The sequence below is a fragment of the Capnocytophaga leadbetteri genome (assembly GCF_003054025.1).
GTDB classification, from domain to species: domain Bacteria; phylum Bacteroidota; class Bacteroidia; order Flavobacteriales; family Flavobacteriaceae; genus Capnocytophaga; species Capnocytophaga leadbetteri.
Genome location: NZ_QBKG01000020.1, coordinates 1 through 24,287, shown reverse-complemented (window position 1 = coordinate 24,287; position 24,287 = coordinate 1). Strand labels below are relative to the sequence as shown.

Here is a 24,287-nt window from a genome sequence, read left to right as displayed (position 1 = left end):
AAATTGACTAATTAGTCAGCTCAAACCGTATTTTCTTCGCATTCTTCAGCGCCTCGTGACTGATAAAATACGATTTATAAGGCTTGTTATCGATGTAAATATTCTTAATGTAAATATTCTCAGGCGAAGCGTTACTTTCTATTACCAAATCACCAGCAGGATAATACTTCGGATTGCGTTTAAGGGTGATTTTAGTAAACTTAGGCGAGGTAAAGGTATAGTTAGGCTCAGCAGGAGTAATAGGATAAAAACCTGCCATACCATAGATAAGCCAAGCCGACATCACCCCTGTATCCTCATTCCCTGGCAGTCCCGCAGGTTTGTTTTGAAAATACTCATTGATAAGCTGGTCTACTTTCTGTTGGGTCTTCCACTCTTTGCCTTTAAGGAAGTTGTAGAGATACGGATAAGCAATATCAGGTTCGTTCGCCATATCGTACTGCTTGCTGTCAAAAATATGGTCAAGTTGCTTTTCAAAAGGCTTTTCACCGCCCATTAGCTTAATCATTCCTTTTACATCGTGGGTTACCATATACACGTACTGCCACGCATTACCTTCTATGTAGCCTACGTTCTCTTCAAAGTTAGCCCCACTTTCAGGGTTGAAAGGCGCATACCATTTGCCATCAGCGTGGCGCGGACGCAATAAATGAGTTTCTTTGTCAAATAGCTTTCTATACGAATAAGCCTGTTGATTAAACTTCTCGTAATCAGCTTTTTTGCCTAACTTCTTAGCTATTTGCGCAATAGCAAAGTCAGCAGCGTTGTACTCTTGAGTGGTAGATACAGGCCCTTTCACACCCCCATCTACGCTTAGGTAACCTAATTGCCAATACTCTTTCACCCCTGGGCGTATAGGGTTGTTTTCAAGCGTATTAGCTCCTTTTAGCATCGCCTCGTAGGCAGTTTGTATGTCAAAATCAGTCAGACCGCGCAAATAAGTATCCGCTAATACTATGCTGGCAGGGTCGCCTACCATTGTAAAGGTTTCTGTGGAATTAAGTTCCCATTTAGGCAGCCAACCGCTTTCTTTATAAATATCGAGCATCGTGCGCACCATTTGCAATTGCTGTTCGGGGTAGAGTAGGGTCAGCAATTGGTGGTAATTCCTATAAGTATCCCAAAGCGAGAATACCGTATAACGCTCGTTGTTTTTGCCTATTTTGTTGGTCTTGCTCTCAGGGTAATCGCCATTCACATCATTGAGAAGATTGGGGTGAATAAGTGCGTGATACAGAGCCGTGTAGAATATCGTTTTTTGGTCATCAGTACCCCCTTCTACGGTAGCGCGTAGGGCATCGTTCCACGTTTGGCGGGCAGCAGTGTACACCTCGTCGAAAGTGCGGTTGCCTATCTCTTTCTCAAGGTTTTCACGAGCGTCAGCTATGCTCACGTACGAGATGCCCACTTTTAGTTCCACCACCTCTTCTTTGTCGAATTTATAACGGAAATATGCCCCTATACTATCGCCTACTACCTCGCGGGCAAATTGTTCTTTTAGGCGAGTATCGCCGTTGTACCACATCCATTGGGCTTCCACCCCTTGGTGTTTTTCAGGGGTATGCCATACCCCGTATGAGGGGGCAACTTTGTTCACTTTAGCTACGAAATACACCGGATAAGCCAGCTCCGGACTGTTATAGCAGAAAGTCCCTACCATACGCATACCTTCCACCTCGGTAGGCGATACGAATTTCAGCATTGCACCTTTTTCGTTGGTGAGTCCAAGCCCGAGGTTGATAAGTAGGTTAGCATCACCTTTCGGGAAGTGATAGCGAGTAATACCAGCCCTTGTAGTGGCGGTAGCTTCAGTTTTGATGTTATATTTAGTAAGGAAGTTGCTGTAATAACCAGCTTTAGCCACCTCATTTTGGTAGGTCGAGCCGTATTTTAGGTGGTTTACCTCCAATTTACCAGTAGTAGGCATAGCGATAATTACCCCGAGTTCAGGACAACCTACACCGCTGAGGTTCACGTGGGTAAGTCCGGTGAAGAAGTTGTTTTCATTCACATAGGGGTTGGATAGCCAACGGCTATCTTTTTCAAGCGGAGCTTTCACGCCAGTAGTATCGAAAGCCACGTTAAACGGAGAGATGCTAAGCATACCGCGAGGTGCGATAGCCCCAGGGTGAGTAGCCCCGAAGTTAGAGGTTCCAATAAGCGGATTGATATAATCCACTGGTTGCTGCTGAGCGTGTATTGATAGAGCCACCCACATAGCGGCAAAAGAGAGTACTTTTTTCATTAGTCTACAACACTAAAAATGGTTAATCAGGCTACAAATATACGACTATTTTTTGAAGTTACAACCCTACCCCCTTTTTTAGCCAGCCTTTACTAGTAAGACACCTGTCCTTCCTGTCCTATAATCGCCCCCACATACCCAGCTCCATGCATTCGCTGGCTTTGGCTCGCACTCCCACCCGTCCCACAATCGCCCCAGCCCTCCCAATCCTCCCAGCCTTCTCACCCCTCCCAGAAAAATTTCCCACTATACAAACACCCTTTAAGCTTATAGCCAGAATAGCACAAAAGAAAACCCCCACTGTATTTTCACACAACGGGGGGTCTTCTTTGTTTAAAAAAGTTCTCTAATTTTTTCTTTTATAAGCTCAAGTGGTGTTTTTTCTAATTGAATTAGTAGATTTTTTTTAAAAATATCTTCTTTGTATGAACAGCTTATAGATGATAAATTTAACTCCTCTAAATTATCCAAATTTAAAGCTTTTATTGTTTTTTTGTATAGAGTTTTTGAAGGTCTAATAGCAGTAATAAGAAGATCTGGTTGGTGATTGTTTTTATAGTATTCTTTATTCTCATTTTTATAAAATCTTCCAAAAGGAATAATACATTTTTCTTCAGAACCTGAGTTAATGAAAATTCTTGCCTTAAAAGAATCAGTTTTTTCTTCATCTTTATTTGTGTATATGTCATATACAGCAAAAAAGTCATTTTTCTTAGAGAAATGTTTTGTCATTTCTATTCTAAGATTTATTCCTTTTTCTCTCAATAATTCTCTTTGCAACCACTCATCTATCTGGTTGCACAATGTAGTTTTACCAGTGTTTTCAGCACCTTGAATTAAAATTACTTTCATTTGTTAATTATTTTTAGTAATGTAAGTTCAGTGTAATGAACTTACATTGGTTAGACAGTTAAGTTTTACGGAAGTGCTTTAATTTTATCCTTGTAAATTCTAAAACCAGAACTATTTTTGTACTTTTCAACACTCTCTCTAGGAACATAAATAGTTTCTAGGTTATCTACATCTCTTAAAGGCCAATTAGTTTCATATGTAGGGGGATCAGTTCTTTCAAATGTAATAGTTTTTAGTGAAGAACATCCATAAAAATTACCAATACCCATATGAGCTATCTTTTTAGGAATGGTTATACTTTTTAAAGAGTAACAATTTACAAAAATATTATTTTTTAATTGAGTCATATTTTCGGACAATTTAACAGTCTTTAAATTGCCACAAAAAGCAAACGCATTAAGCCCTATTTCAGTTACTGTATCAGGTAATATAACAGATCTTAAGTTTGTACAGCTATAAAAAGCTTCTTTACCAATAGTTTGAAGATTTTTTGGGAAAATAATATTTTCCAATCCATGACATTGAAAAAAAGCTTCATCTTTTATAGTATGTACATTATCTGAAAAAATAAAAGTTTTCAAATAGTAAAAATCTCTAAATCCTCTTTTTTCAATACTTCCAACTGTTTTTAGCCACTCATAAGCATTCATATCTACATAACTAAGAGCCCAATTATTACCTTTTAATCCAGGATAAGTTCCAAAATCCTCTTTCTTTAAAGGAACAGAAGGAGGCATAATATAAGATTCGTTTTTCAAATCTATATATTCATTACTCCAGCCTCCGTTTCCTTTAGGTCCATAAAAACGTTTATTTTCACTGTCAATATACCAATCTCCTATATTTCCTATATTAGAGGTAGGCATTCCTTTTCCAGCGTAGATTTTAGAGCCGTTCTGTCCAGGTATCCCTTGTTCTCCTTTCTGTCCATTAGCTCCAGTATCACCTTTATCGCCTTTATCACCTTTCTGTCCATTAGCTCCAGTGTCACCTTTATCGCCTTTTTCGCCCTTATCACCTTTCTGTCCATTGGCTCCAGTGTCACCTTTATCGCCTTTTTCGCCCTTATCACCTTTCTGTCCATTAGCTCCAGTGTCCCCTTTGTCACCCTTGTCTCCTTTCTGTCCAGTGGCTCCAGTATCACCTTTGTCGCCTTTTTCGCCCTTATCACCTTTCTGTCCAGTAGCTCCAGTATCACCTTTGTCGCCTTTTTCGCCCTTATCACCTTTCTGTCCAGTGGCTCCAGTATCACCTTTGTCGCCTTTTTCGCCCTTATCACCTTTCTGTCCAGTAGCTCCAGTGTCCCCTTTGTCACCCTTGTCTCCTTTCTGTCCAGTGGCTCCAGTAGCTCCAGTGTCACCTTTGTCACCCTTATCTCCTTTCTGTCCAGTGGCTCCAGTAGCTCCAGTATCACCTTTGTCACCCTTGTCCCCTTTCTGTCCAGTAGCTCCAGTATCACCTTTGTCACCCTTATCACCTTGTATACCTTTTAAGCTGATAGGAAGTCCCCAACCTTGTGCTGTTTTAGCACCATAGAGATAAGAGTTGAAAAGATCTAGATAATAATCTCCCACATTTCCTAAAGAAGCATCAGGAGCTCCAATGCCTGAAAGTATTAAGTTACCTTTTTGAACTTCTACTCGTTCAATAATAGTTTCTATTTCTTTCTTACAACTTACAGTGGTAAGCATAGCGCACATAACTGCTGCTATAAAAAACATTTTTCTCATTAGTATAATTATTTAAAATAGTTTACAATATACATAAAAAGGAGAAGTTCTATTCTTTAGAAGAAGTCGCATAGGGCAAAGGAAAGCACTTTTTTGCAAGTACTCCCTTTGCGCTATAGGCTAACCTATTCTGTGTTGCTATCGAAAGTTTCCAGTTTTCAGATAACAGAACAAAGCTAACGCCTTTTCGTAAATGTATAAAATAGTAGAAATAAAAAAGCGTGAGTAACACTCTTTGTCATCTGAGGTACTGGAATCACCTTGCAACACAAATAGGTTTCACTCACGCCTATAAAGGCGATGAGCATTACCCTTTTGTACTGTGTCGCAATGAAAATTTCCAGTTTTCAGATAACAGAACAAAAGCTAACGCTTCTTATCTTTTCTATATTTTAGGGTGCATAATTACAATAAAAACATAAAATACACAAATTTTTTAACATTTATTTTGTGTATAATCTTTCAACTATTTCACAATCAATAAGATATAATTTGAGAAAATAGGTCTCCACCCGTCCCACACTCGCCCCAGCCCTCTCAATCCTCCCAGCCTTCCCAGCCCTCCCACCAGTTCCACCCCTCCCAGAAAAATTTTCTAAATACACTTGCCCTATACAAACACTATACGAACGATACAGCAAGAGCGAACAATAAGCGAACGCTCACCGAAGTATAAACGTCTACTAATCGCCCTAAAGCCAGAAAAAAACACTGCTTTTGCCAAATCCCCCACTTGATAATTTTATAACAAAAAAATGTTTTAGTGAGATATTTTTTTCTCTTCCTTGCATTTTAATAAATAAAATAATACCTTTGCCACCTTGTAATAATAAAAATCAAAATGAGGAAATTAAAACAGTTATTCACTTGGGGCTTCTTCTTTTTGGCGATATTTTCCGTATCGGCTCAAAATGTGCAGCTTTCAGGTACAGTGAAAGATGAAGCTGGCACGCCTCTCTTAGGTGTGTTTATTATGATTAAAGGCACTCAGCGAGGAGCCACTACCGACACCGACGGTAAGTACACCCTCAATGCCAACGTAGGCGATGTGCTCGACTTTACGTTTCTCGGAATGAAAACCGTACAGAAGAAAGTAACGGCAAATACCAAAAAGCTCGATGTAGTGATGAAAGACGACGTACAAGAGCTCGAAGAAATGGTAGTTACAGGCTATGGGGCTCCTAAGCTCGCCAGCCGTACGGTAGCGCAAGTAGCGCAAGTGCAGGGCAAGGACGTAAGTGCTGCTCCTGTAGCCAGCGTATCCGATGCACTACAAGGCCGCTTAGCAGGGGTAGTCGTTACCAGCGATTCGGGTCGCCCTGGTAGCAATAGCGATATCCTTATCCACGGTTATAACAACTTCCAAGGGGCGCTACGTGGCGAAAGAACCCAAGAACCCCTTTATATAATGGACGGAATAGCGGTTGGCTCTAATGTAATGAGCAGGTTCAACCCTAATGACATCGAGAGTATTACGGTGCTCAAAGACGCTGCTTCAACCTCTATCTATGGGGCACGTGCTGCCAATGGGGTCATACTCATCACCACCAAAAAAGGTCGTAATAACGAGCGTACTAATGTTACTATCAGTCACCAACTCGGTTTCACAGCACTTACTAACGCTAGCCGTAAGTTCTTCGATGATATGATGACCCCTCGCGAGTATATGGACTTCTGGATAGAAAAAAATCCCGAAGCGGTAAACTTGGCTGCCGGAAAGTTCAGCTCAAGCAAGGATGTTGCCAGACAGTCAGCAGATAAAATCTTAGCCGAGAACCCTTACAATACCCGTTGGGATAAGGTTTTCTTCAGAGATTTCGTGCCGTTGATTCGTACCGATGTCTCTATCTCTGGAGGTACTAATAATAGCTCTTATTACCTATCATTTGGGCACTTCAGCCAAGAGGGTTCAACTTCACCTCGCAGCGATTACCGCCGTTATACCGTCAATGGTAGTATCAATACCCAAATCACAAATTGGTTAAAAGTAGGTTTCTCATTCGCTGCCGGACATACTGAGCGCGAAGGCGGCTCTTCTCTCAATATGCCTAAGGTGATAGCTTTGCCGCTTTACAGTCCTACTTACGAAGATGGCAGACGCAAGAACTATATCCCTGGTATCACCAGCCGTTCAGCTGGTTTCTATCACCCCGACTACTATGCCGAAACACACCCTACCGAGTCCTTCAACGATGACTTCTTGCCATCAGGGTTCGTTACCATAGAGCCTATTAAAAACCTCATATTCAAAACACAAGGAGGGGTACAATACGGCTATGGCGAATCAGAACAAAGAGAATTGCCATCGTTTATAGACTATAAGTTCTACGACGATCCCAACCCTTATACTTTTGTGTCTAACAACCGCACACTTCGCAAAACGCTTACTAATACATTAGAGTACCGCTTTTTGTTAGGTGAAGCTAAAAAACACAGTTTCAATGTGTTATTGGGGCAAGAGTCTGTCGAAAACAGCTCCAAACAATTAGATGTGGTTACTTATGGTCAGCCTGCTGAAGGACTTACAATGCTCCGTCACGGTAGTAAAAATAAAAGAATAGAAGACCAAAAGTCAGTAAGTACTTTCAACTCTTACTTCGGAAGGTTAGAGTACTCTTACAATACCCGTTATTTTGTAGATTTATCAATGCGCCGCGATGGTTCATCAGCCTTTGGTAAGAACAATCATTATGGTAATTTCTGGGCGATAGGTGCGATGTGGAAGCTAAAACAAGAGAACTTCTTAAAAGAGGTGAAATGGCTTTCAGACCTTAATTTGCGCTTCAGTACAGGGCTTTCAGGAAACGCTTTAGGGGGCTATAACCACATCACCACTGTAAAGCCTGACAATTTCTACCAAAGCAAAACAGCTTATACCGTAGGTAAATTAGGGAATCCTGACTTGCGTTGGGAAGAACAACGCAAAACTACTGTAGGGCTAAACTTGGTGATAGATAGAGGTACTTCTTTCAACATCGAGTACTACGACCGCGAAACCTATGATATGATTTCTAGCCGCGACCTCAATAGTACCACTGGGCAAGTTCAATTCTATGACAATGCAGGGGGAATGCGCAATCGTGGTGTCGACTTTACTTTCTCGTCAGTAGTTTACAGAAGTAAAAATCAAGACCTAACAGTGCGTCCTTACTTCAACGTAAACTATAACAAACAAGAAGTAACCGCCCTTTTTGGTAACAAGACCTCTAATGTGATTCCTTCTTCTGAAATAGGCTATAAGTTAGGGCGTGCGCTCGAGTGGGCTGCGGTTATCCCTAAAGGGGTAAATCCTGATACCGGACAAATGGAGTACTATATACCAGGTGACGATCGTATGGAGCAAGTAACCGATGATAATAGGGTGTCAAATAGTTATGATTCTAGTAAATTAGGACAGACTACAGGCAAGAAAATGCAAGCGCCTATCAATGGTGGTTTTGGTTGGAATGTAAGCTATAAAACATTCTCGCTCGATATGGCATTCTCTTTTTCGTTAGAAAGATACAAATGGAATTACGATATGAAGTATACCGAAAATCCTGACCAGTTTGGCGATCACAACCTAAGCAGAAAGATTTTGGATTATTGGAAAAACCCAGGTGATAATACTCGTCACCCTAAGATAAACACTACAACATTTGTAAATCCATCTGATGCGCGTATGATACAAGATGCATCGTTTATGCGTCTAAAGAATATTACCCTTAGCTACAGCCTCCCTAAAGAGGTTATCAAGCAGATAAAATTCTTTGAAGGGGTACGCTTATATGCTACAGCTCGCAATATCTTTACGCTTACCAAATATGAGGGGGCAGACCCTGAATACACTAATCCAATATCATCAGGGGGCTATCCTCCTTCACGTCAGTTTACTTTAGGGGTTGATGTTAATTTTTAAAAATGCAAAACAATGAAAAAGATTTATAAAATAGTAACTTTAGTAGTGGCTCCTTTGTTTTTCGCAGGCTGCTTTAGCCTAGATCAACAGCCTTATGAAGATTTGAGCCAACCTAACTCGTTCAAAACGGTACAAGATGCTCAGTTTTGGGTGAATGGTATGTATAATACCTTGCGTACAAACGTATACGGAAGTGCGATGTATGCTACCGATTTGCAAGCTGATTTCTTGAATATGACCAAAAGAGATGGTACTAACGAAACGATTACCAATTTCCAAAACTGGTCATTATTCACAGTCAATAATGGTGCTACAGCAGCTATTTGGCAGCGTTATTGGAAGGCGGTACAAGACATCAATATAGGTTTAGAGGGTATTCCTACCATTGCTATTCCACAAGAGAATTACCGCACCGATTCGGCACAAATAAAGCACAATTTAGGCGAATTGTATTTAGCACGTGCTTATTATTACACTTATCTACTTACCCATTATTGCCCTACTGATGAGGCTTCAGCATACGGACTACCTTTGTTAAGCGGCCCTACTATCAACAACTTCCCTAATAGAAGTACAGTAGGTCAGACGTATGATTTTATTTTAGCTGATATAGCGCAAGCAGAAACTCGTCTTAGCGATGTAACAGGCTCATTAGGGGCAGAGAAGTTTACTAAAGATGCAGTGGCAGCACTCAAAGCGCGAGTATTGCTTTATAGGGGCAAATGGGCAGAGGCTTATGCGGCAGCTACTTCTATTATTGGCAGTCGTTATAGCTTAGTAACCAGCAGTAGTGATTTAGAAAAAGTATGGAAAGATGATGATACTGCAGAGAGTATTGTACAGCTTTATGCTAAATACGATGTAGGTAATACAGCAGAGTTACCATCGGCTAATGATATTTATTTAGGCTACCAAAGAGAGTGGAACTATAGATTGCGCAGGTTTGAAATAAGGTATTTGCCAAGAGCGGTACCTACCCAAGATTTCGTAGATTTGTATAATAATAGTGATTATCGTAAGTCTATTTACATCAAAAAGCTTTTTGCTAATTATGGTAGTGTTACTTTCACCGATTTGTATTTGGTAAATAAATACCCTGACAATCCTCTTCTAAAACAAACATCGGGCACTTCGTCTACTTATATGCACCGTCCTAAGGTATTTCGTATTGCCGAGATATACTTAATAGCAGCCGAAGCCGCTTATAAAAACAATGATCAAACCAATGCTAAAATCTATTTGGATAGGTTGCGTGCAGCGCGTGGCATTGGCAGTGTCACCTATACCGACCTTTGGGCAGAGATACAAAATGAGCGCAACCGCGAGCTTGCTTTCGAGGGCTTCCGTATGGCAGACATCAAACGTTGGAATTTAGGGGTAGTACGTGGTACTCCTCAGAATCTCAATGCCATAGTATCAGATCCCGCTGACCAATATCATCAACTGAATATTCCAGCAGCCAATTATAAGATGGTTTGGCCGCTTCCTCCAAGTGATATCCTTTACGAGAAAGGCAGAGCCAACTGGCAACAAAACCCAGGCTGGTAGTATAAAATAAATATAAAAACAAAACGGCTGTACTCCATAGAGTACAGCCGTTTTATTTTTATATTAGTATTTTTGTTAATTAATTCCTCCCCAGAAGAAATAAGCTATTATCGAGATAAAGAGAATAGAAAGAATATTGAGTACAAATCCTGCTTTTATCATATCGCGTTGGCTTACCATTCCCGTACCAAAAGCGATAGCATTAGGAGGGGTAGCCACAGGCAGCATAAAGGCGCAAGAGGCACCCAGTCCTATAATGAGCGAAAGCCCTAAAGGATTGACTCCTAAACTTTCAGCTACCGATATAAATATAGGCACTAACAGAGCCGCGCTAGCAGTATTCGATGTAAATTCTGTAAGGAAGATAATAAAAGTAGCCACTAAAAGCCCAATCACAAAATGACTTTGTCCAGCTATCAGAAACTGAATAGAGTCTACTAATGCCTTACTTGCCCCTGATTGGGTTAGGATAAGGCTTAAAGAGAGTCCACCACCAAAGAGCATTAGTACTCCCCAATCGGTGTTTTCTTGTATTTGCTTCCATTCAGCCACTCCGGTTATACATACAGCTATAGCGGCTATCATAGCTATTACAGCGTCAAAATCACCTATCTTGCTAATACCTAATAAAGAAGACAGTTCTACATTTAGGGTGTCACCAAATATCCAGCATAATGCTGTGATAGCAAAAATAAGAATAGTGATATACTGCTTGCTATTAAGCTTTTCAGTTGTTATCTCTGGTGTTATTTTAATATTTAGTTTAGGGCGGAATATGAGGTACATAGTACCCAACATTAAGGGCATTAACCCTAATACAGTAGGCATACCATATTGCAACCATTCAGAAAAACTGATTTTAAGTTGTGAGGCTACAATAGCATTCGGTGGACTACCCACCAAGGTGCCCATACCACCTATACTTGCACTATAGGCTATACCTAATATTACAAAGGCATAAGTACCTTTATTAGTTTTGTAGTCTATATTTTTGAGCATCCCGATAGCCAAAGGGATAATCATAGCGGCAGTAGCAGTATTGCTAATACCCATTGATAGAAGTGCGGTAACTAGTAAAAGCAAGAAGACTGCTACCATAAAGTTGCCTCGAGCTAAGGCTATCACCTTATAAGCGATGTATTTATCGAGTTGTTGCACACTTAGTGCTGTAGCGATGGCAAAGCCTCCAAAAAACAAGAAGATAGTAGGGTTAGCAAAGGCTTGCAGGGCAGATTTAGTAGTTTCTAAGCCTAATAGTATCGCTATTACGGGTATTGAAAGCGCCGTAATAGTGATGTGTATAGCTTCAGTAAGCCACAAGATAGCTACGAAAGCTAAAAGAGCTAGGCCTTTGTTAGTTTCTGATGGATAAGGTAAGAAAGCGTATAGTAAAGAGGCTATCAGTATAGCTATTACTATAAGGGTCAGTTTTCTAATCATTTTGGTTAAGGACATATCAAATAGTTTTAGAGTTTTGTTTAAAAAGGTAGGTAGGAGAGTAGTTACGATTGTTGTGTTATGATGATAATTCCTTTTTGCAGCAAGAGATTGTTGGGTAGGGTTATCTCTTCGCCTTTAGCTGTTTTTAGTAGGGTATAGAAAGATCTGATATCTATAATTTTAGCTTCTATAGGGAATTCTTTATCTACGAATCTAATAGTGTTACCTATTCTGAAAGGGGAAGAAAAAAATATTATAATTCCTGCAGTGATATTGCTCAATATAGACCATTGAGCAAAAAATGCCACACCTATCACCGTAAGTACAGACGATACGAAAAGGAATATTTGCTCTGGTTTAATACCCCATATAGAGACTAAGGTAAGCACCGCCAACGCATAGATAAAATAGTCGATGTACTTCTTTACCAATTGAGTACGGCTCTCACCAAAGTCTGCTTTTCTTCCGAATTTTCCAATAATAGAATTTACCAAATAACGCAATACTACAAATACTACGATAGCTATTACCGTAGCAATAATCTGATATAGATATTGTTGTAGTATCATAAAAGGGGTATTACTTGGCGATATTTACTGCCCTTGTTTCGCGGATAACGGTTACTTTCACCTGTCCTGGGTAGGTCATATCAGTTTGTATCTTTTGCGATAGATTGAATGATAGTTCTGCTGCTTTATCGTCAGTTACTTTTTCGCTTTCTACTATTACGCGTAACTCTCTACCAGCTTGTATAGCATAGGCTTTCTTCACACCTTGGAAGGTGAAGGCTGCGTCTTCGAGGTCTTTTAAGCGTTGTATATATGAGTCAAGCACTTGGCGGCGCGCTCCTGGACGTGCTCCACTAATAGCATCGCATACTTGTACGATAGGCGAGAGCAGAGAGGTCATTTCTATCTCGTCGTGGTGTGCCCCTATGGCGTTGCATACTTCTGGTTTTTCGCCATATTTCTCAGCCCATTCCATACCAAGTAGTGCGTGAGGGGTTTCACTTTCTACTTGTGGTACTTTCCCTATGTCGTGTAATAGTCCAGCGCGTTTGGCAAGTTTAGGGTTTAGACCTAATTCTGCAGCCATTACCCCGCATAGTTTAGCTACTTCGCGAGAGTGTTGTAATAAGTTTTGTCCGTATGAAGAACGGTATTTCATACGCCCTACACACTTCACTAATTCAGGGTGTAATCCGTGTATACCGAGGTCTATCACAGTGCGTTTTCCTATTTCAACAATTTCTTCTTCTATCTGTTTAGTAGTTTTTTCAACTACCTCTTCTATACGAGCAGGGTGTATACGGCCATCGGTAACGAGTTTGTGTAGCGAAAGACGTGCTATCTCGCGGCGTACTGAGTCAAAACAAGAGAGGATAATTGCTTCAGGGGTGTCGTCTACTATTATCTCTACCCCAGTAGCGGCTTCGAGGGCACGTATGTTGCGCCCTTCGCGCCCAATGATACGGCCTTTTACTTCATCAGACTCGAGGTTAAATACCGATACACAGTTGTCTACCGCCTCTTCAGTACCGATACGTTGTATAGTATTGATGATAATTTTGCGCGCCTCTTGGTGTGCAGTGAGTTTTGCTTCTTCAATAGTGTTTTGTATATAAGCCATTGCATCGGCTTGAGCTTCGCTGCGCAGTGAGTCGGTTAATTGCTTTTTGGCCTCTTCAGCAGAAAGTCCTGAAATGACCTCTAACTGTAGCACTTGGCTTTTGTGTAGGCGGTCTATTTCCTCCTGCTTTTTGTCGAGTGTTTGCAGGCGGTGTTCAGCCTCTTGTGTTTTGGTTTCTAGTTCGTCTTTTAAACGTTTGTTTTGGGCTAACTCGTTAGATACTTGCGATTCCTTATCGCGAATACGCTTCTCTGCCTCTGCCATTTTCTTGTCTTTAGCAGCGATAGTTTTTTCGTGTTCTGACTTAAGTTCTAAGAATTTCTCTTTGGCTTGATAGATTTTTTCTTTTTTGATGTTTTCTGCCTCGTTTTTAGCATTTTTGAGTAGAATATCGGCTTCGCTTTGTGCATTGAGAATAATTTTTGAAGCGTTCTTCTTCTCAAGAACTTTTGCTATGCTAAATCCTACGAATAGCGCAATGATAAAAACGGCAATGATTACTATAATACTTGTACTGTCCATCTTTTAGTGTGTGATATAAAATTGATTATATAAAAAAAGCCTATATTGATTAGATTGTTTCACGTAAAACTCTGAGAAACAGGTTTAGGGATACTGGGTGGGGCAAGTATCCGCAACGCAATGGCGGCACGCTTTAGCCACTCCAACTCACCCTTTTTTTTAATGTTAATGTTGAGTTTACCGAAAGGTTAATCAATATAGGCAGTAAGTTTTTCTTATGTAAAAGAACTTTTATTTTAAGCAAGACTATTAAGCACAGCATAAATATCCTGTAGCTTTTTAGTTATTTGCTCTTGTTTGTCGTCTTCGTTCAGCTTTTCTTGCGAGGCTTGTCGCGCCAGCACTATTGTACACATAGCTATAGCGTCTTGCTTGTCGCGCAGGTCGTAATGCCGCTCGAAGGTTTGAATCATTTCATTTATCTTTTTAGCCGCCAATCTAAAACTTTCCTCTTCTGAGGGGTCAATGGAGAGAGGATAGAGCCTATCGGCTACCATTAGTTTGATATTCAGCAAATCCTTGTCCATTGCATTTATTTAGAAAGTTGTGCTATGCACGCATCGATTTCGCGTATGAGTGCATTTATTTTCTGTTTTGTTTCAGTTTTATGTTCTTTACTGCCCAATATGCGGTTCGCTACTTTCAGGGCATCATTCTGCTTCTTCAGTTCAGAGAGGTTGTGTTCACACTCTTTTTTTTCTTCAAGGAGACCGTTTATACACTGCTTTAGGCTTTCATTTTCCTCTTTCAGTGCCTCGATATTCTTCTTTAGCAATACGGTCTTAGCCTCAATTAAGTCCACTAATTGGCTTATATTACTCATCAGTAGCGATACTATAATATTTGGCGCAAAGATAGTGTATTTTTAAAATAAAAACAATTTTTTTAATAGATAATTCAAAAATATACTTTTAATACTCTCACTATCAGCACCTAATTATGTTTGTTTATGAGCTTTTTGGGTAGACCTCCATATATAGACTATTTGCACTATTATTAAAAAAGCATTGGGCAGAATCACCGGAATGCTCATTATGCAATAGCCATATATTACGAAAAGAATACACCCCACAAGGTTGGTAAGGCGTATATACAATAAGTTGTCTTTGATGATAAAGCTCAAAACAACAAAAAAGGAGGCAGCATAACCTATAAAATCAATCATTTTCTTGTCTGTTTTAGTCGGGTTTGTCTTCTTAGCCAGAACATTGCTACTGCGGCTATGGCAAAGATGATATACATATAAGGTTTGCCTTGTGCGGCATTCCACAGCTGATACGCCTCGTAGGCGCAATAAAGGGCAACTGCCAAATAGGCGTATTCAAAAAAGATACGTGCATTCATATTTTATTCGTCTTTGTCTTCAATAGATAGAATACCAGTAGTTTTATGGGCTTTTACGGTTGAAAATTTCTTGTCGAAGTCCATTCCTATTCCTTTGGTAACAGTACCTTTTTTGGTGTCGGTAAAGGTGAACTCTCTGTCGGTAAAAATCCAGTCTTCTTTTTGGTCCCAAAACAGTTGTGCTGTATTGAGTTTTTTGCCATCATAGGTAGTCAGCACTACGCTGTCGCGCAGCTCTACCATATCAGCACTGGGGTAGATGATGCCGTACTTTGCCTGCACGGTATTCTTATGGCGGGCTTGGTCGTAAAATTCTACCTTAACTCCTTCGGGAAACTCAGAATAGGGCATTTGTTGGTTTGAAAAATCCTTGTTCAGAGGGCTAGTCAGTACAGCTACTACTTTAGAAGAGTCGGTATATACCAACTTAAAGTCGTAGGCTTCTCCTTGAGGGAATTTCTTCTGCACGCTTAGTTGCTGAAGATTTTTCATATCATTACTACACGAAAAAAGCATTGCCATACCCAAAGGTATGACAATACTTTTCATTAATTTGTATGTAATTATTTTCTTCATATATCGTTTGCAAATTTGTTCATTTTCAAATCTGCTTATTACCACTACAATCTTGGTACAGTAACAGACTGTCCTACCCAGCATTTGAAGCTGATAGTTTTGCCAGCTAAGCCAGACTCGAAGATGTCAGCTTTGCTTGGAGCAAGAGCATCATAGCGAGCTGCTAAACTTTCCAAACCTCCTTTGCGTGCCATTTGTGCCGCTAACCAGTATACGGCTCTCTTCTCAAAAGAAGTACTACCACATTCGTTAGCAGAGCTTGCGTAGGCGTGTGCCATTATACGGTAAGCATCAGAGTTTGAAGGGTTGTAAGTTAAGGCTTTCTGAGCGTAACCTACAGCTTGTGCTTTGCTGTGCTTAGAAGCTATTTTGATAAGCAACTTAGATTTTTTAAAGTTATCTGTCTCAAGGTTTACAGCCTCATTGTAATACTGTATTGCTTTAGAGGTGTTGCCTTCTTTGTCGCTCATAACCCCTAAGTAGTAAGCAGAGTTAGCTGATGGTTTCACGTTGTGTAGTGAAGTTACTATCTTTACGAATAGTGGGTCTTTAGTACAGTCTTTATCTGACATTTTTCCAGCAGCACGACGTAGCCATTCTTCGTTAGTTTTGTTAGCCTCAAAGTTCTTAGTATACAATGGAATAAGGTTTTGGCAATCGGCTAACTGCCCTAATTTAGCATCTACACTTTCGGCTATAGTTTCGTAGTTGTCTACACGTTTACGGCTTGCGTCTAATGTTTTCTTATCTTTTTCGCTGATAGTACCAGCTTCTTCTTGAGCTAAATACTGGTTGATAGTAGCAGAAAGCTCATTCTTTTCGTCTTGTATTTTTTCTGATACGTTATCGTAAGCATCGAATACTTCTTGTAGTTCTTTTTGTCCTTTCTCGTGTAGGGTAACCAATTCAGAGAAGTACAAATAGAGGGCTTTTTCGTTCTTGAAGTTAGCTCTGTCTTCAGTGAAAGCCTTGTTTAACAAGTCGTATATTTCTTGTTCGCTACCAGCATTTTCGTCAAACATAAGTAGCGCTTGGCGTATGCGCATATCGGTAGTTGATAGGCGAGTAGGGAATAGCTTATTATAGTCGGTGTATAGCTGAATAAGCTCTTTTACAGATTGAGCTTTTTGTCCTGCAGTATTGTTTTTGATGCGGTCTTGCAATATGCGTTCGCCATAGGCAAAAGTAGCATAGTGCAATGAAGGGCATTGGGTGTACACTTCTTTCCATACAGGGTATGCCTCGTTGTAATTTCTAGCTTTTGCATACTCACTAAATATAGAAAGTTTTTGCTTTAGTTCATCATTGCTTTTGCAATCTTGTGCTTGCACGTTCGCGGCGAAGAAAAAACTCGCGGCGATAGTGGCTAATAAAATTCTTCTTCTCATTTTCGTTTGTTTTTATTGATACTTTGTTTTTTGGAACCACTTATCATTTAAAGTGAATCCTATTTTCAGGTTGAAATAATTCTCTTTCAGCAATCCCGCACTTAGGGTACCGCGCTTGCCGTACTCCAATACGGTAGTGATGTTAGAAAAGCCTTTCACTGGCAAACTAAGTCCAAAAGACGTGCCAAAGTTGGTGAGGGCTTGTCCGTTAAGTACTGCTCCGGTGTTTTCATAGTGAAATCCTGCACGGTAAGTTACTCTTTTCCAGTAACTTGTGAATGAGTTGTAGTTAGGTATCCAAAATCCACCTACTTCTATTTTATAGCTGTCTTTGTAGCTTACATTAGTGGTAGTTAGGAAAGGATTAGCAAATTTGCTGGTGTTAGCATAGGTGTATTCTAATCCGGCAAACCATTTTTGTTGCTCGCCTATCCCTATACCAGCTTCTATTTGGCTACCCATTGTTAGATTTGTTTGCTTGATACCTTGTGCGCTAAGGTTTACTTGTTGCACCTCGCGTACTGATAGCTGTGCTCCTCTATTTGAATTTGAGCCTGAGGCGTAGCCTAAGGTAGAGATACTGCGCTCGTTGTCAGACTTTAACACACTTTGAGGGGTGTACACTAATGAACTGTAGAGGCGCAATCTGTGTTGTAAAGGGTGTTCGTAATAAAGTCCGAGGTTGAAAGTAGCCCCTTTTACTACTGACTTGCTGTCTTCTTGGGTAAAGAACTCTACATTGCGTAACTGTTGTATGTCGGTCATCTGTATAGTACCGAAGTTATAGCGCACAGTAGCTCCTAAACTCAGTCCTTGGCGAAGTTTATAGCCTGCTGAGGCAAAAAATTGGTTTACGTTGCCATTGCCCTGATACTGATAGGTAGTGCCATAGGTTTCTGATTTTAGCTGGTAGCCCACTGATGAGTAAGGCACTAAGCCAAAAGAAACGCCTAACCTATCAATAATAGGAAACCCTAAGGTGAAATAATCAAAAGCTGACGAACGGGCATTGATACTTGTGTTATTTGTAACAATTTTTTTTGATTGCATCGTCATCCCTGCTGAAAAAGCTGTGTATTTTAGTTCTGATAGGGTAGCAGGATTTTGCATATTTACCCTTGTGCTATCGGCAAAGACACCGATATTTCCCATAGCGCTTTCTTCAGCTATACCATTGAAATTGCGTTCGCCTACTCCGTAAAACGAGTAGGGAGACTCAGTAGTCTTTTGAGCAAATGCGTTGTAACTTACTGATAATAAGGTGATGATAAGTGTAATTAGCTTTTTGTTCATAGTTGTTTTTGATATTCAAGAATAGCGTTTAAGCCCTCCAACAATACGAATGAGCCTGCAAATATCCGATTTTTTATTCTTTTCTCCAAATAAATCTGATTTCCACCTGTGAGAATAGTTGTTAAATCGGGGTATTTTTGGGTGTATTGGGCTATCACGCCGTCTATTTCGCATACGATATTATTATATACTCCTGAGAGCATACAGTCTTGGGTGTTAGTGCCTATAAACTTCTGATTGTCAAAATCTTGTTCGCTTATCAGTGGTAGTTTAGAGGTGAAATGGTGCATTGCTTTTAGGCGCATTGCTATGCCTGGGGCTATGGCACCACCGAGATATTCATTTTTTTTATTCACAAAGTCGAAAGTTAAGCACGTACCAGCATCAATAATAAGGGTATTATGCTGCGGGAAACGATTCACCGCGCCTGCTACTAAGGCGATGCGGTCGATGCCTAAGCTGTGGGGGGTAGCGTACCGGTTAATGAAAGGCACGGGTGTTTGTGCACTCATCATCACGCAGTGGTTTACTAATGATGAGAGGAAACTAAAACGCTCTTCAGCCTCAGCTACGACTGTAGCGATAATAGCGTGTGTGCAGCCTTGTAGCGGAACTCTCGCTAAGAATTGCTGCTGAAAGTTGTCTTTCTCAAACGACTCGAAAAACTGTTGTTTACCTCTGTCGTAAACGGCTACTTTTATAAGGGTATTCCCTTCGTCAATTACTAAATTCAAAATTTTCTATGATTGTTTTAAGGACTCTAACAATTCTTTACCTACATATTAGCTGCTTTTTACATTCTGTTTAGTGAATATAGCAGCGGACAGCTACCTAACGTGTAATTTGAGTTAAAATTTGTTTTTGGTGTTCTATCTCCTCAGCAAGTTCTTCTTCAGTAGGTAAATAAGGCATATATTTGGTAGCGAAAAGATGTTTAGAGTAAATAATAATCTCTTGCTTGAGAGCTTTCAACTCTCATTATCAGTCGAATATGAGACCACGTTAATTGTGCACACACGTGTGCAGAATCTTTGATGTTAGGAAAGGTAAGATAAAACTTTTTATAATCCCAAAGAGTTCGTTCGCTAAATCCTTTGCCTAATTCTTTTGAGAGTTGAGCTATAATCTGCTCTCCATAGTTAGCACAAATATTGCCTTGTTGTTCTTCTTTTACAATACGTTCACCTATAAGCCAAAAAACCTCAATTTATTAATCACCAATCCTCATAACGCCGGCTCTTTCTTTGCCGTCAGGGGTTACGAATACACAAGTGAAGTGCCACTTTACTAATCGTACTTCGGGGGTGCTAAAGCTGCCAACAGGTAGTTTTAACAATACGCGATTCCAGCCTTTGTTCAGCGTTACTCTCAGTGGAGGGCGTACCTCGAAGTTTTCATTCGTCAGCGGAACCTCATTAGAGGGGGTGCTGTGCTGAGATTGCCATATAGGCGGTGCAATTTCTGTGCCATTAAGCCAAATTTTACTCTGTTTATAGTCCCAGTGACCTATGTGTGGGGGTATGTCTTTCTCTGAACGACTGTAATTCTGAAAACTTACCCAGAGGCCAACAGTCTGTTTCTTAGGACTATACACGCGTGTGTAAGCATAAGCGGTACTATTGGGTTTGGGGTGAGGGTAGAACCCTGGTACAAGGTCGCCCCAAGTGTGCCGCAGGTAGATACTAGCCCCATAGACTTTGCGAGTAGGGGCATTAGCCCAGTCGAAATCCTTGCTTAGGTCGCCCCCATTATCGAAAGGTTCGGTGATTGCCCACTCTATATCGGTTTGTTTTACATAGGCAAAAGGCACGTGTTTGAAGTGGTGCGCTTTATGCCAGAGCATACGAGCTTCAAAATCGGCAAACTGCTGAAATATAGGGTCATCGGGCGAAGAGGGTAGCATAGTACCATTGCCATCGAAATAAGCATTGCCTCCGCCACGCCACGCACGTTCGGCTAAGGCTAAGGCAGCGGGATAGAAGTTGTTTTGAGCGATAATATCGCGTTCACTCGCTATATAGCGGTCATTCCATATAGCGATGATAGCCCCTGCGTGGTCATCATCACCTTGTTCTACATTCAGTATGCGGCTGTTATACAGAGCAATAAGGTCGGCAAAAGCATCGTAGTGATTTAGGTAATGAAAACGGCAGTCTATAGCAGGGATACCCTTTTGAGCTTTGCCCCGATAACTCCATAGCTGGGTCATATCTATCTGGCCAGCTTGGTACTGCCAACCGGGGTTCCACGAAATTACTTTCTTGTCCTTGTCACGCAAATACTGCACCATTTCGGGTATAAAGCGCGGGTTAGTAAAAGCAACCTCGTCAGTACCTATATGTATATAAGGGACGCTAAAGGTTTCGCAGACCTCGTCTAATAGGTTTTTGAGTATGCTGATGCCTGCTTCGGTCTGCATAGAGGTGCCAAAAGCCTTCTCGAACGCACGGCTATGCCCCGGCATATCAATTTCGGGTATGAGTAGTACGTGACGTTCGCGGCAGAACTCGACTAACTCTTTGGCTTCGGCTAAGGTGTAGTACTGGGCAGGCATACGCTCGTAGTTTTCGGCAGCATTGAGCTGTGGATATCGCAGACTCTGCAGTCGCCAACCTTCATTTTCGGTCAGATGCCAATGAAATACACTTATCTTATACTGAGCGAGTAGTGCTATTTCGGTTTTGAGCTCTTGTATGCTCAGGTAGCTACGCCCTGCATCTTGCATAAAGCCACGCACCCTAAAGGCAGGATAATCGGTGATAGTACAGCCTTCGATATAGCGCTTTTTGCCTTTTTGTACCACTAACTGCTGTAGGGTTTGGTGTGCCCTATAAACCCCTAAAGCGGTAATAGCGGTGATGCGCACCTTATCGCGCGTAACCTCTAATATATAGGCTTCGTCTTTATTGACGGGTATTTGGGGCAAATCGGGGACTAATTGTACCGTAGCAATATCGGTCAGTAGAGTAGAGGCACTAAGCGGGTATTGCTGTCCGTTAGGGGTTACTATTTGTGGTATAGGAAGCAGTTGCCTCAGACCTGCCAAGGCAACTGCTGGGAATAATAAATATACGTAGAATAGTTTTTTTATCATTTTGGTTTTAATCTGTTAGGAATGTATTGGTAAGATATTCATAATCTTACGCTAAAAATTTCAGCAAATGTAGGGATAAAAAACGAAAGATGCAAAAAAAATATTAACATTTCTTTTTGATTTACCTCTCATTCTCTCCAGCCTTCCCATCTACAAACAATGAGCGAACAATGAGCGAACAATGAGCGAAGGATAAGCGAAGGATAAGCGAAGGATAAGACATTTGTCAGCTAAATTAGCAAATTAGCAAATTATTACTATCTTTGCAGCGTAATTTTAGAATTCATAATTTACAATTCATAATTAAAAATAGTGCTCGAACAGGTAAATTTAACATACGAAAAAGTAGTCTTAATTGGTATTATCAACCAACTACAGACGGAAGAAAAATCAAAAGAATACCTCGATGAACTCGAATTTCTGACTTATACCGCTGGTGGCGAGGTACTGAAACGCTTTACCCAAAAGTTAGACGTGCCTAACCCAAAAACCTTTATCGGTACCGGAAAAATGGAAGAGGTACAGCAGTACGTAGAGGAAAACGAGGTGGGTACGGTTATCTTTGACGATGAGCTTACCCCTGCCCAGCAGAAGAATATAGAACGCATTCTCAAAGCAAAAATATTAGACCGCACAGGGCTTATCTTAGACATCTTTGCCCAGCGCGCGCAGACCAGCTACTCGCGTACGCAGGTAGAGCTTGCTCAATACGAGTACCTATTGCCACGCCTTACAGGTCTGTGGACGCACCTCGAACGCCAACGAGGCGGGATAGGGATGCGCGGACCGGGTGAGACTGAAATAGAAACTGACCGCCGTATCGTGCGCGACCGCATCGCTCTACTTAAAAAGAAACTCTCGGCTATTGACAAACAGATGGCTACCCAGCGCAGCAATCGCGGGGCATTGGTGCGTGTAGCCCTCATAGGCTATACCAACGTGGGCAAATCGACCCTGATGAATGTGATAAGCAAAAGCGAGGTGTTTGCCGAAAATAAGCTCTTCGCTACCCTCGATACTACCGTGCGCAAGGTGGTGATAGAAAACTTACCCTTTTTGCTATCAGACACCGTAGGCTTTATACGTAAACTGCCTACCCAGCTGATAGAATCGTTTAAGAGTACTTTGGACGAGGTGCGCGAGGCAGACCTATTACTGCACGTGGTGGATATTTCGCACCCTAATTTTGAAGAGCATATACAGTCGGTAAACCAGATATTGGCAGAGATACACAGCGCCGACAAGCCTACCATTATGGTTTTTAACAAAATAGACGCCTATACCCACGAGGTGATAGCTGAAGACGACCTTGCGACCGAACGCACTACTAAGCACTTCACCCTTGAAGAGTGGAAACAAACGTGGATGCAGAAAGTAGGTAAAGATGTGCTGTTTATTTCAGCCCTTAACAAAGAAAATCTGGAAGAGTTTCGCAAGGTAGTGTATGAGAAGGTGAAGGAGATACACATTACTCGCTTCCCTTATAATAACTTTTTGTATTAGTAATGGTAAAAATAGGAAATATAGATTTAGGGGAGTTCCCTTTGTTGCTTGCCCCTATGGAGGATGTGAGCGACCCACCTTTTCGCCGCCTGTGCAAGCTACACGGGGCTGATATGCTCTACAGCGAGTTTATTTCGTCGGAAGGGCTTATTCGCGATGCGATAAAAAGCCGGCAAAAGCTGGATATTTTTGATTATGAGCGTCCGGTAGGTATACAGATTTTTGGGGGTGATGAAGAGGCTATGGCACTTTCGGCAAAGATAGTCGCTACGGTTCGTCCGGATTTGGTGGATATTAACTTCGGCTGTCCGGTAAAAAAAGTGGTGAGCAAAGGTGCCGGAGCAGGGGTGCTAAAAGACATTGACCTAATGGTACGCCTTACTAAAGCAGTAGTGAGCAGTACTGACCTGCCGGTAACCGTAAAAACGCGTTTGGGCTGGGACGAGAGCAGCATCAACATAGAAGAAGTGGCTGAGCGTCTGCAAGATGTGGGCATTAGCGCCCTTACCATTCACGCTCGCACTCGCAGTCAGATGTACAAAGGGCATTCGGACTGGAGCTATATAGCCAAAGTGAAGAATAACCCTCGCATACACATTCCTATTTTTGGCAATGGCGATATTGACAGTCCGCAGAAAGCCTTAGAATACCGCAATAAATACGGGGTAGATGGCATAATGATAGGGCGCGCTGCCATTGGCTATCCTTGGATATTTAGAGAGATAAAACATTATTTTGCTACCGGTGAACTTTTGTCGCCCCCTACTATAGCCGATAGGGTAGCGGCAGCTCGCAATCACCTAATATGGTCGGTAGAGTGGAAAGGCGAACGGCAAGGGGTATTGGAGATGCGTAGGCATTATGCGAACTACTTTAAAGGCTTGCCAAACTTTAAAGAACACCGCCAGCGCCTCGTAACCTTAGATAGCGCTGCTGAAATAGTAACAGCCCTTGAAGAGATAGTGGCGAAATACTAAAAAATAAAAGACTTTAATATAACTCAAATTCCTAGTAATGATGGGAAGAATTTTCCTACATTACATAAGGTAATACACCGCAAAAATACCTTATCCACGAAGGATTTTCGTATGAATTTAAATTATAACTTATGAAAAAAGTATATTTATTAGCTATAATTATTTTAACATTTTTAAATTGTAAAGAAAGAATAAAAATGGAAAAAATAGCAAATTTATATAAAGAAGTTAAATATCATGAGCAAGCT

At 41.0% G+C, this 24,287-nt stretch carries 20 protein-coding genes; 4 read left to right on the top strand and 16 right to left on the bottom strand.

Features of this window, described 5'->3' with window-relative positions:
• Positions 1-7: 7 nt before the first annotated feature.
• The 3 genes from C8P65_RS10945 to C8P65_RS10930 all read right to left on the bottom strand — a co-directional run bounded on the left by C8P65_RS10945 (position 8) and on the right by C8P65_RS10930 (position 4,827).
• Positions 8-2,245 carry a GH92 family glycosyl hydrolase gene (locus tag C8P65_RS10945; protein WP_107782832.1) on the bottom strand — a complete coding sequence of 746 codons (2,238 nt, stop codon included), beginning with the start codon at positions 2,243-2,245 and terminating at the stop codon, positions 8-10.
• A gap of 333 nt (positions 2,246-2,578) precedes the next feature.
• The gene (locus C8P65_RS10935) at positions 2,579-3,097 is read right to left on the bottom strand and encodes a hypothetical protein (RefSeq protein ID WP_107782830.1); all 519 of its coding nucleotides are present in this window, start codon (positions 3,095-3,097) and stop codon (positions 2,579-2,581) included.
• Between the two features lie 65 nt (positions 3,098-3,162).
• Entirely contained in the window at positions 3,163-4,827 is a 1,665-nt protein-coding gene (locus C8P65_RS10930) for a leucine-rich repeat protein (protein WP_107782829.1), read from the bottom strand.
• A gap of 841 nt (positions 4,828-5,668) precedes the next feature.
• Between C8P65_RS10930 and C8P65_RS10925 the strand changes: the two genes are divergently transcribed.
• Both C8P65_RS10925 and C8P65_RS10920 read left to right on the top strand, forming a co-directional pair.
• Positions 5,669-8,725, top strand: a complete 3,057-nt coding sequence (locus C8P65_RS10925; RefSeq protein WP_107782828.1) for a SusC/RagA family TonB-linked outer membrane protein — start codon at positions 5,669-5,671, stop codon at positions 8,723-8,725.
• A 12-nt stretch (positions 8,726-8,737) separates the two neighbouring features.
• Positions 8,738-10,273 carry a RagB/SusD family nutrient uptake outer membrane protein gene (locus tag C8P65_RS10920; RefSeq protein ID WP_107782827.1) on the top strand — a complete coding sequence of 512 codons (1,536 nt, stop codon included), beginning with the start codon at positions 8,738-8,740 and terminating at the stop codon, positions 10,271-10,273.
• A 75-nt stretch (positions 10,274-10,348) separates the two neighbouring features.
• On the opposite strand, the gene C8P65_RS10915 is transcribed toward C8P65_RS10920, so the two are convergent.
• The 13 genes from C8P65_RS10915 to C8P65_RS10855 form a co-directional block, all read right to left on the bottom strand.
• Positions 10,349-11,728, bottom strand: a complete 1,380-nt coding sequence (locus C8P65_RS10915) for an SLC13 family permease (RefSeq protein ID WP_107782826.1) — start codon at positions 11,726-11,728, stop codon at positions 10,349-10,351.
• Between the two features lie 47 nt (positions 11,729-11,775).
• The gene (locus C8P65_RS10910) at positions 11,776-12,282 is read right to left on the bottom strand and encodes a mechanosensitive ion channel domain-containing protein (RefSeq protein ID WP_009390951.1); all 507 of its coding nucleotides are present in this window, start codon (positions 12,280-12,282) and stop codon (positions 11,776-11,778) included.
• 10 nt (positions 12,283-12,292) lie between these two features.
• Positions 12,293-13,864, bottom strand: coding sequence for a ribonuclease Y (gene rny, locus C8P65_RS10905; RefSeq protein ID WP_095914157.1), 1,572 nt, complete (start codon positions 13,862-13,864; stop codon positions 12,293-12,295).
• A gap of 236 nt (positions 13,865-14,100) precedes the next feature.
• Entirely contained in the window at positions 14,101-14,391 is a 291-nt protein-coding gene (locus tag C8P65_RS10900) for a cell division protein ZapA (RefSeq protein WP_107782825.1), read from the bottom strand.
• Positions 14,392-14,396: 5 nt separating this feature from the next.
• The gene (locus C8P65_RS10895; protein WP_008623307.1) at positions 14,397-14,687 is read right to left on the bottom strand and encodes a hypothetical protein; all 291 of its coding nucleotides are present in this window, start codon (positions 14,685-14,687) and stop codon (positions 14,397-14,399) included.
• Between the two features lie 114 nt (positions 14,688-14,801).
• On the bottom strand, positions 14,802-15,029 hold the full coding sequence (locus C8P65_RS10890) for a uroporphyrinogen decarboxylase (RefSeq protein ID WP_107782824.1): 228 nt from the start codon (positions 15,027-15,029) through the stop codon (positions 14,802-14,804).
• Positions 15,026-15,208, bottom strand: coding sequence for a hypothetical protein (locus C8P65_RS10885; RefSeq protein ID WP_107782823.1), 183 nt, complete (start codon positions 15,206-15,208; stop codon positions 15,026-15,028). Before C8P65_RS10885 ends, C8P65_RS10890 begins: the two co-directional genes overlap by 4 nt.
• A 3-nt stretch (positions 15,209-15,211) precedes the next feature.
• Positions 15,212-15,757, bottom strand: coding sequence for an LPS export ABC transporter periplasmic protein LptC (gene lptC, locus C8P65_RS10880; protein ID WP_370513653.1), 546 nt, complete (start codon positions 15,755-15,757; stop codon positions 15,212-15,214).
• Between the two features lie 71 nt (positions 15,758-15,828).
• Entirely contained in the window at positions 15,829-17,172 is a 1,344-nt protein-coding gene (locus C8P65_RS10875; protein ID WP_107782821.1) for a hypothetical protein, read from the bottom strand.
• 12 nt (positions 17,173-17,184) lie between these two features.
• Entirely contained in the window at positions 17,185-18,465 is a 1,281-nt protein-coding gene (bamG, locus tag C8P65_RS10870; protein ID WP_107782820.1) for a BamG family beta-barrel-assembly machinery protein, read from the bottom strand.
• Complete coding sequence (locus C8P65_RS10865; protein ID WP_107782819.1) at positions 18,462-19,199, bottom strand: type III pantothenate kinase; 738 nt, start codon at positions 19,197-19,199, stop codon at positions 18,462-18,464. The genes bamG and C8P65_RS10865 overlap by 4 nt, the downstream gene beginning before the upstream one ends.
• Before the next feature lie 200 nt (positions 19,200-19,399).
• On the bottom strand, positions 19,400-19,672 hold the full coding sequence (locus tag C8P65_RS10860) for a DUF1016 N-terminal domain-containing protein (protein WP_342747638.1): 273 nt from the start codon (positions 19,670-19,672) through the stop codon (positions 19,400-19,402).
• 3 nt (positions 19,673-19,675) lie between these two features.
• A complete protein-coding gene (locus C8P65_RS10855; RefSeq protein WP_107782818.1) occupies positions 19,676-21,559 on the bottom strand; it encodes a family 20 glycosylhydrolase in 1,884 nt (627 codons plus the stop codon).
• Between the two features lie 312 nt (positions 21,560-21,871).
• Here C8P65_RS10855 and hflX point away from each other — a divergent pair, with 312 nt between their 5' ends.
• Both hflX and dusB read left to right on the top strand, forming a co-directional pair.
• Complete coding sequence (hflX, locus tag C8P65_RS10850; RefSeq protein ID WP_009390964.1) at positions 21,872-23,062, top strand: GTPase HflX; 1,191 nt, start codon at positions 21,872-21,874, stop codon at positions 23,060-23,062.
• Between the two features lie 2 nt (positions 23,063-23,064).
• Positions 23,065-24,039, top strand: coding sequence for a tRNA dihydrouridine synthase DusB (gene dusB / locus C8P65_RS10845; protein ID WP_107782817.1), 975 nt, complete (start codon positions 23,065-23,067; stop codon positions 24,037-24,039).
• The last annotated feature ends 248 nt before the right edge of the window (positions 24,040-24,287 follow it).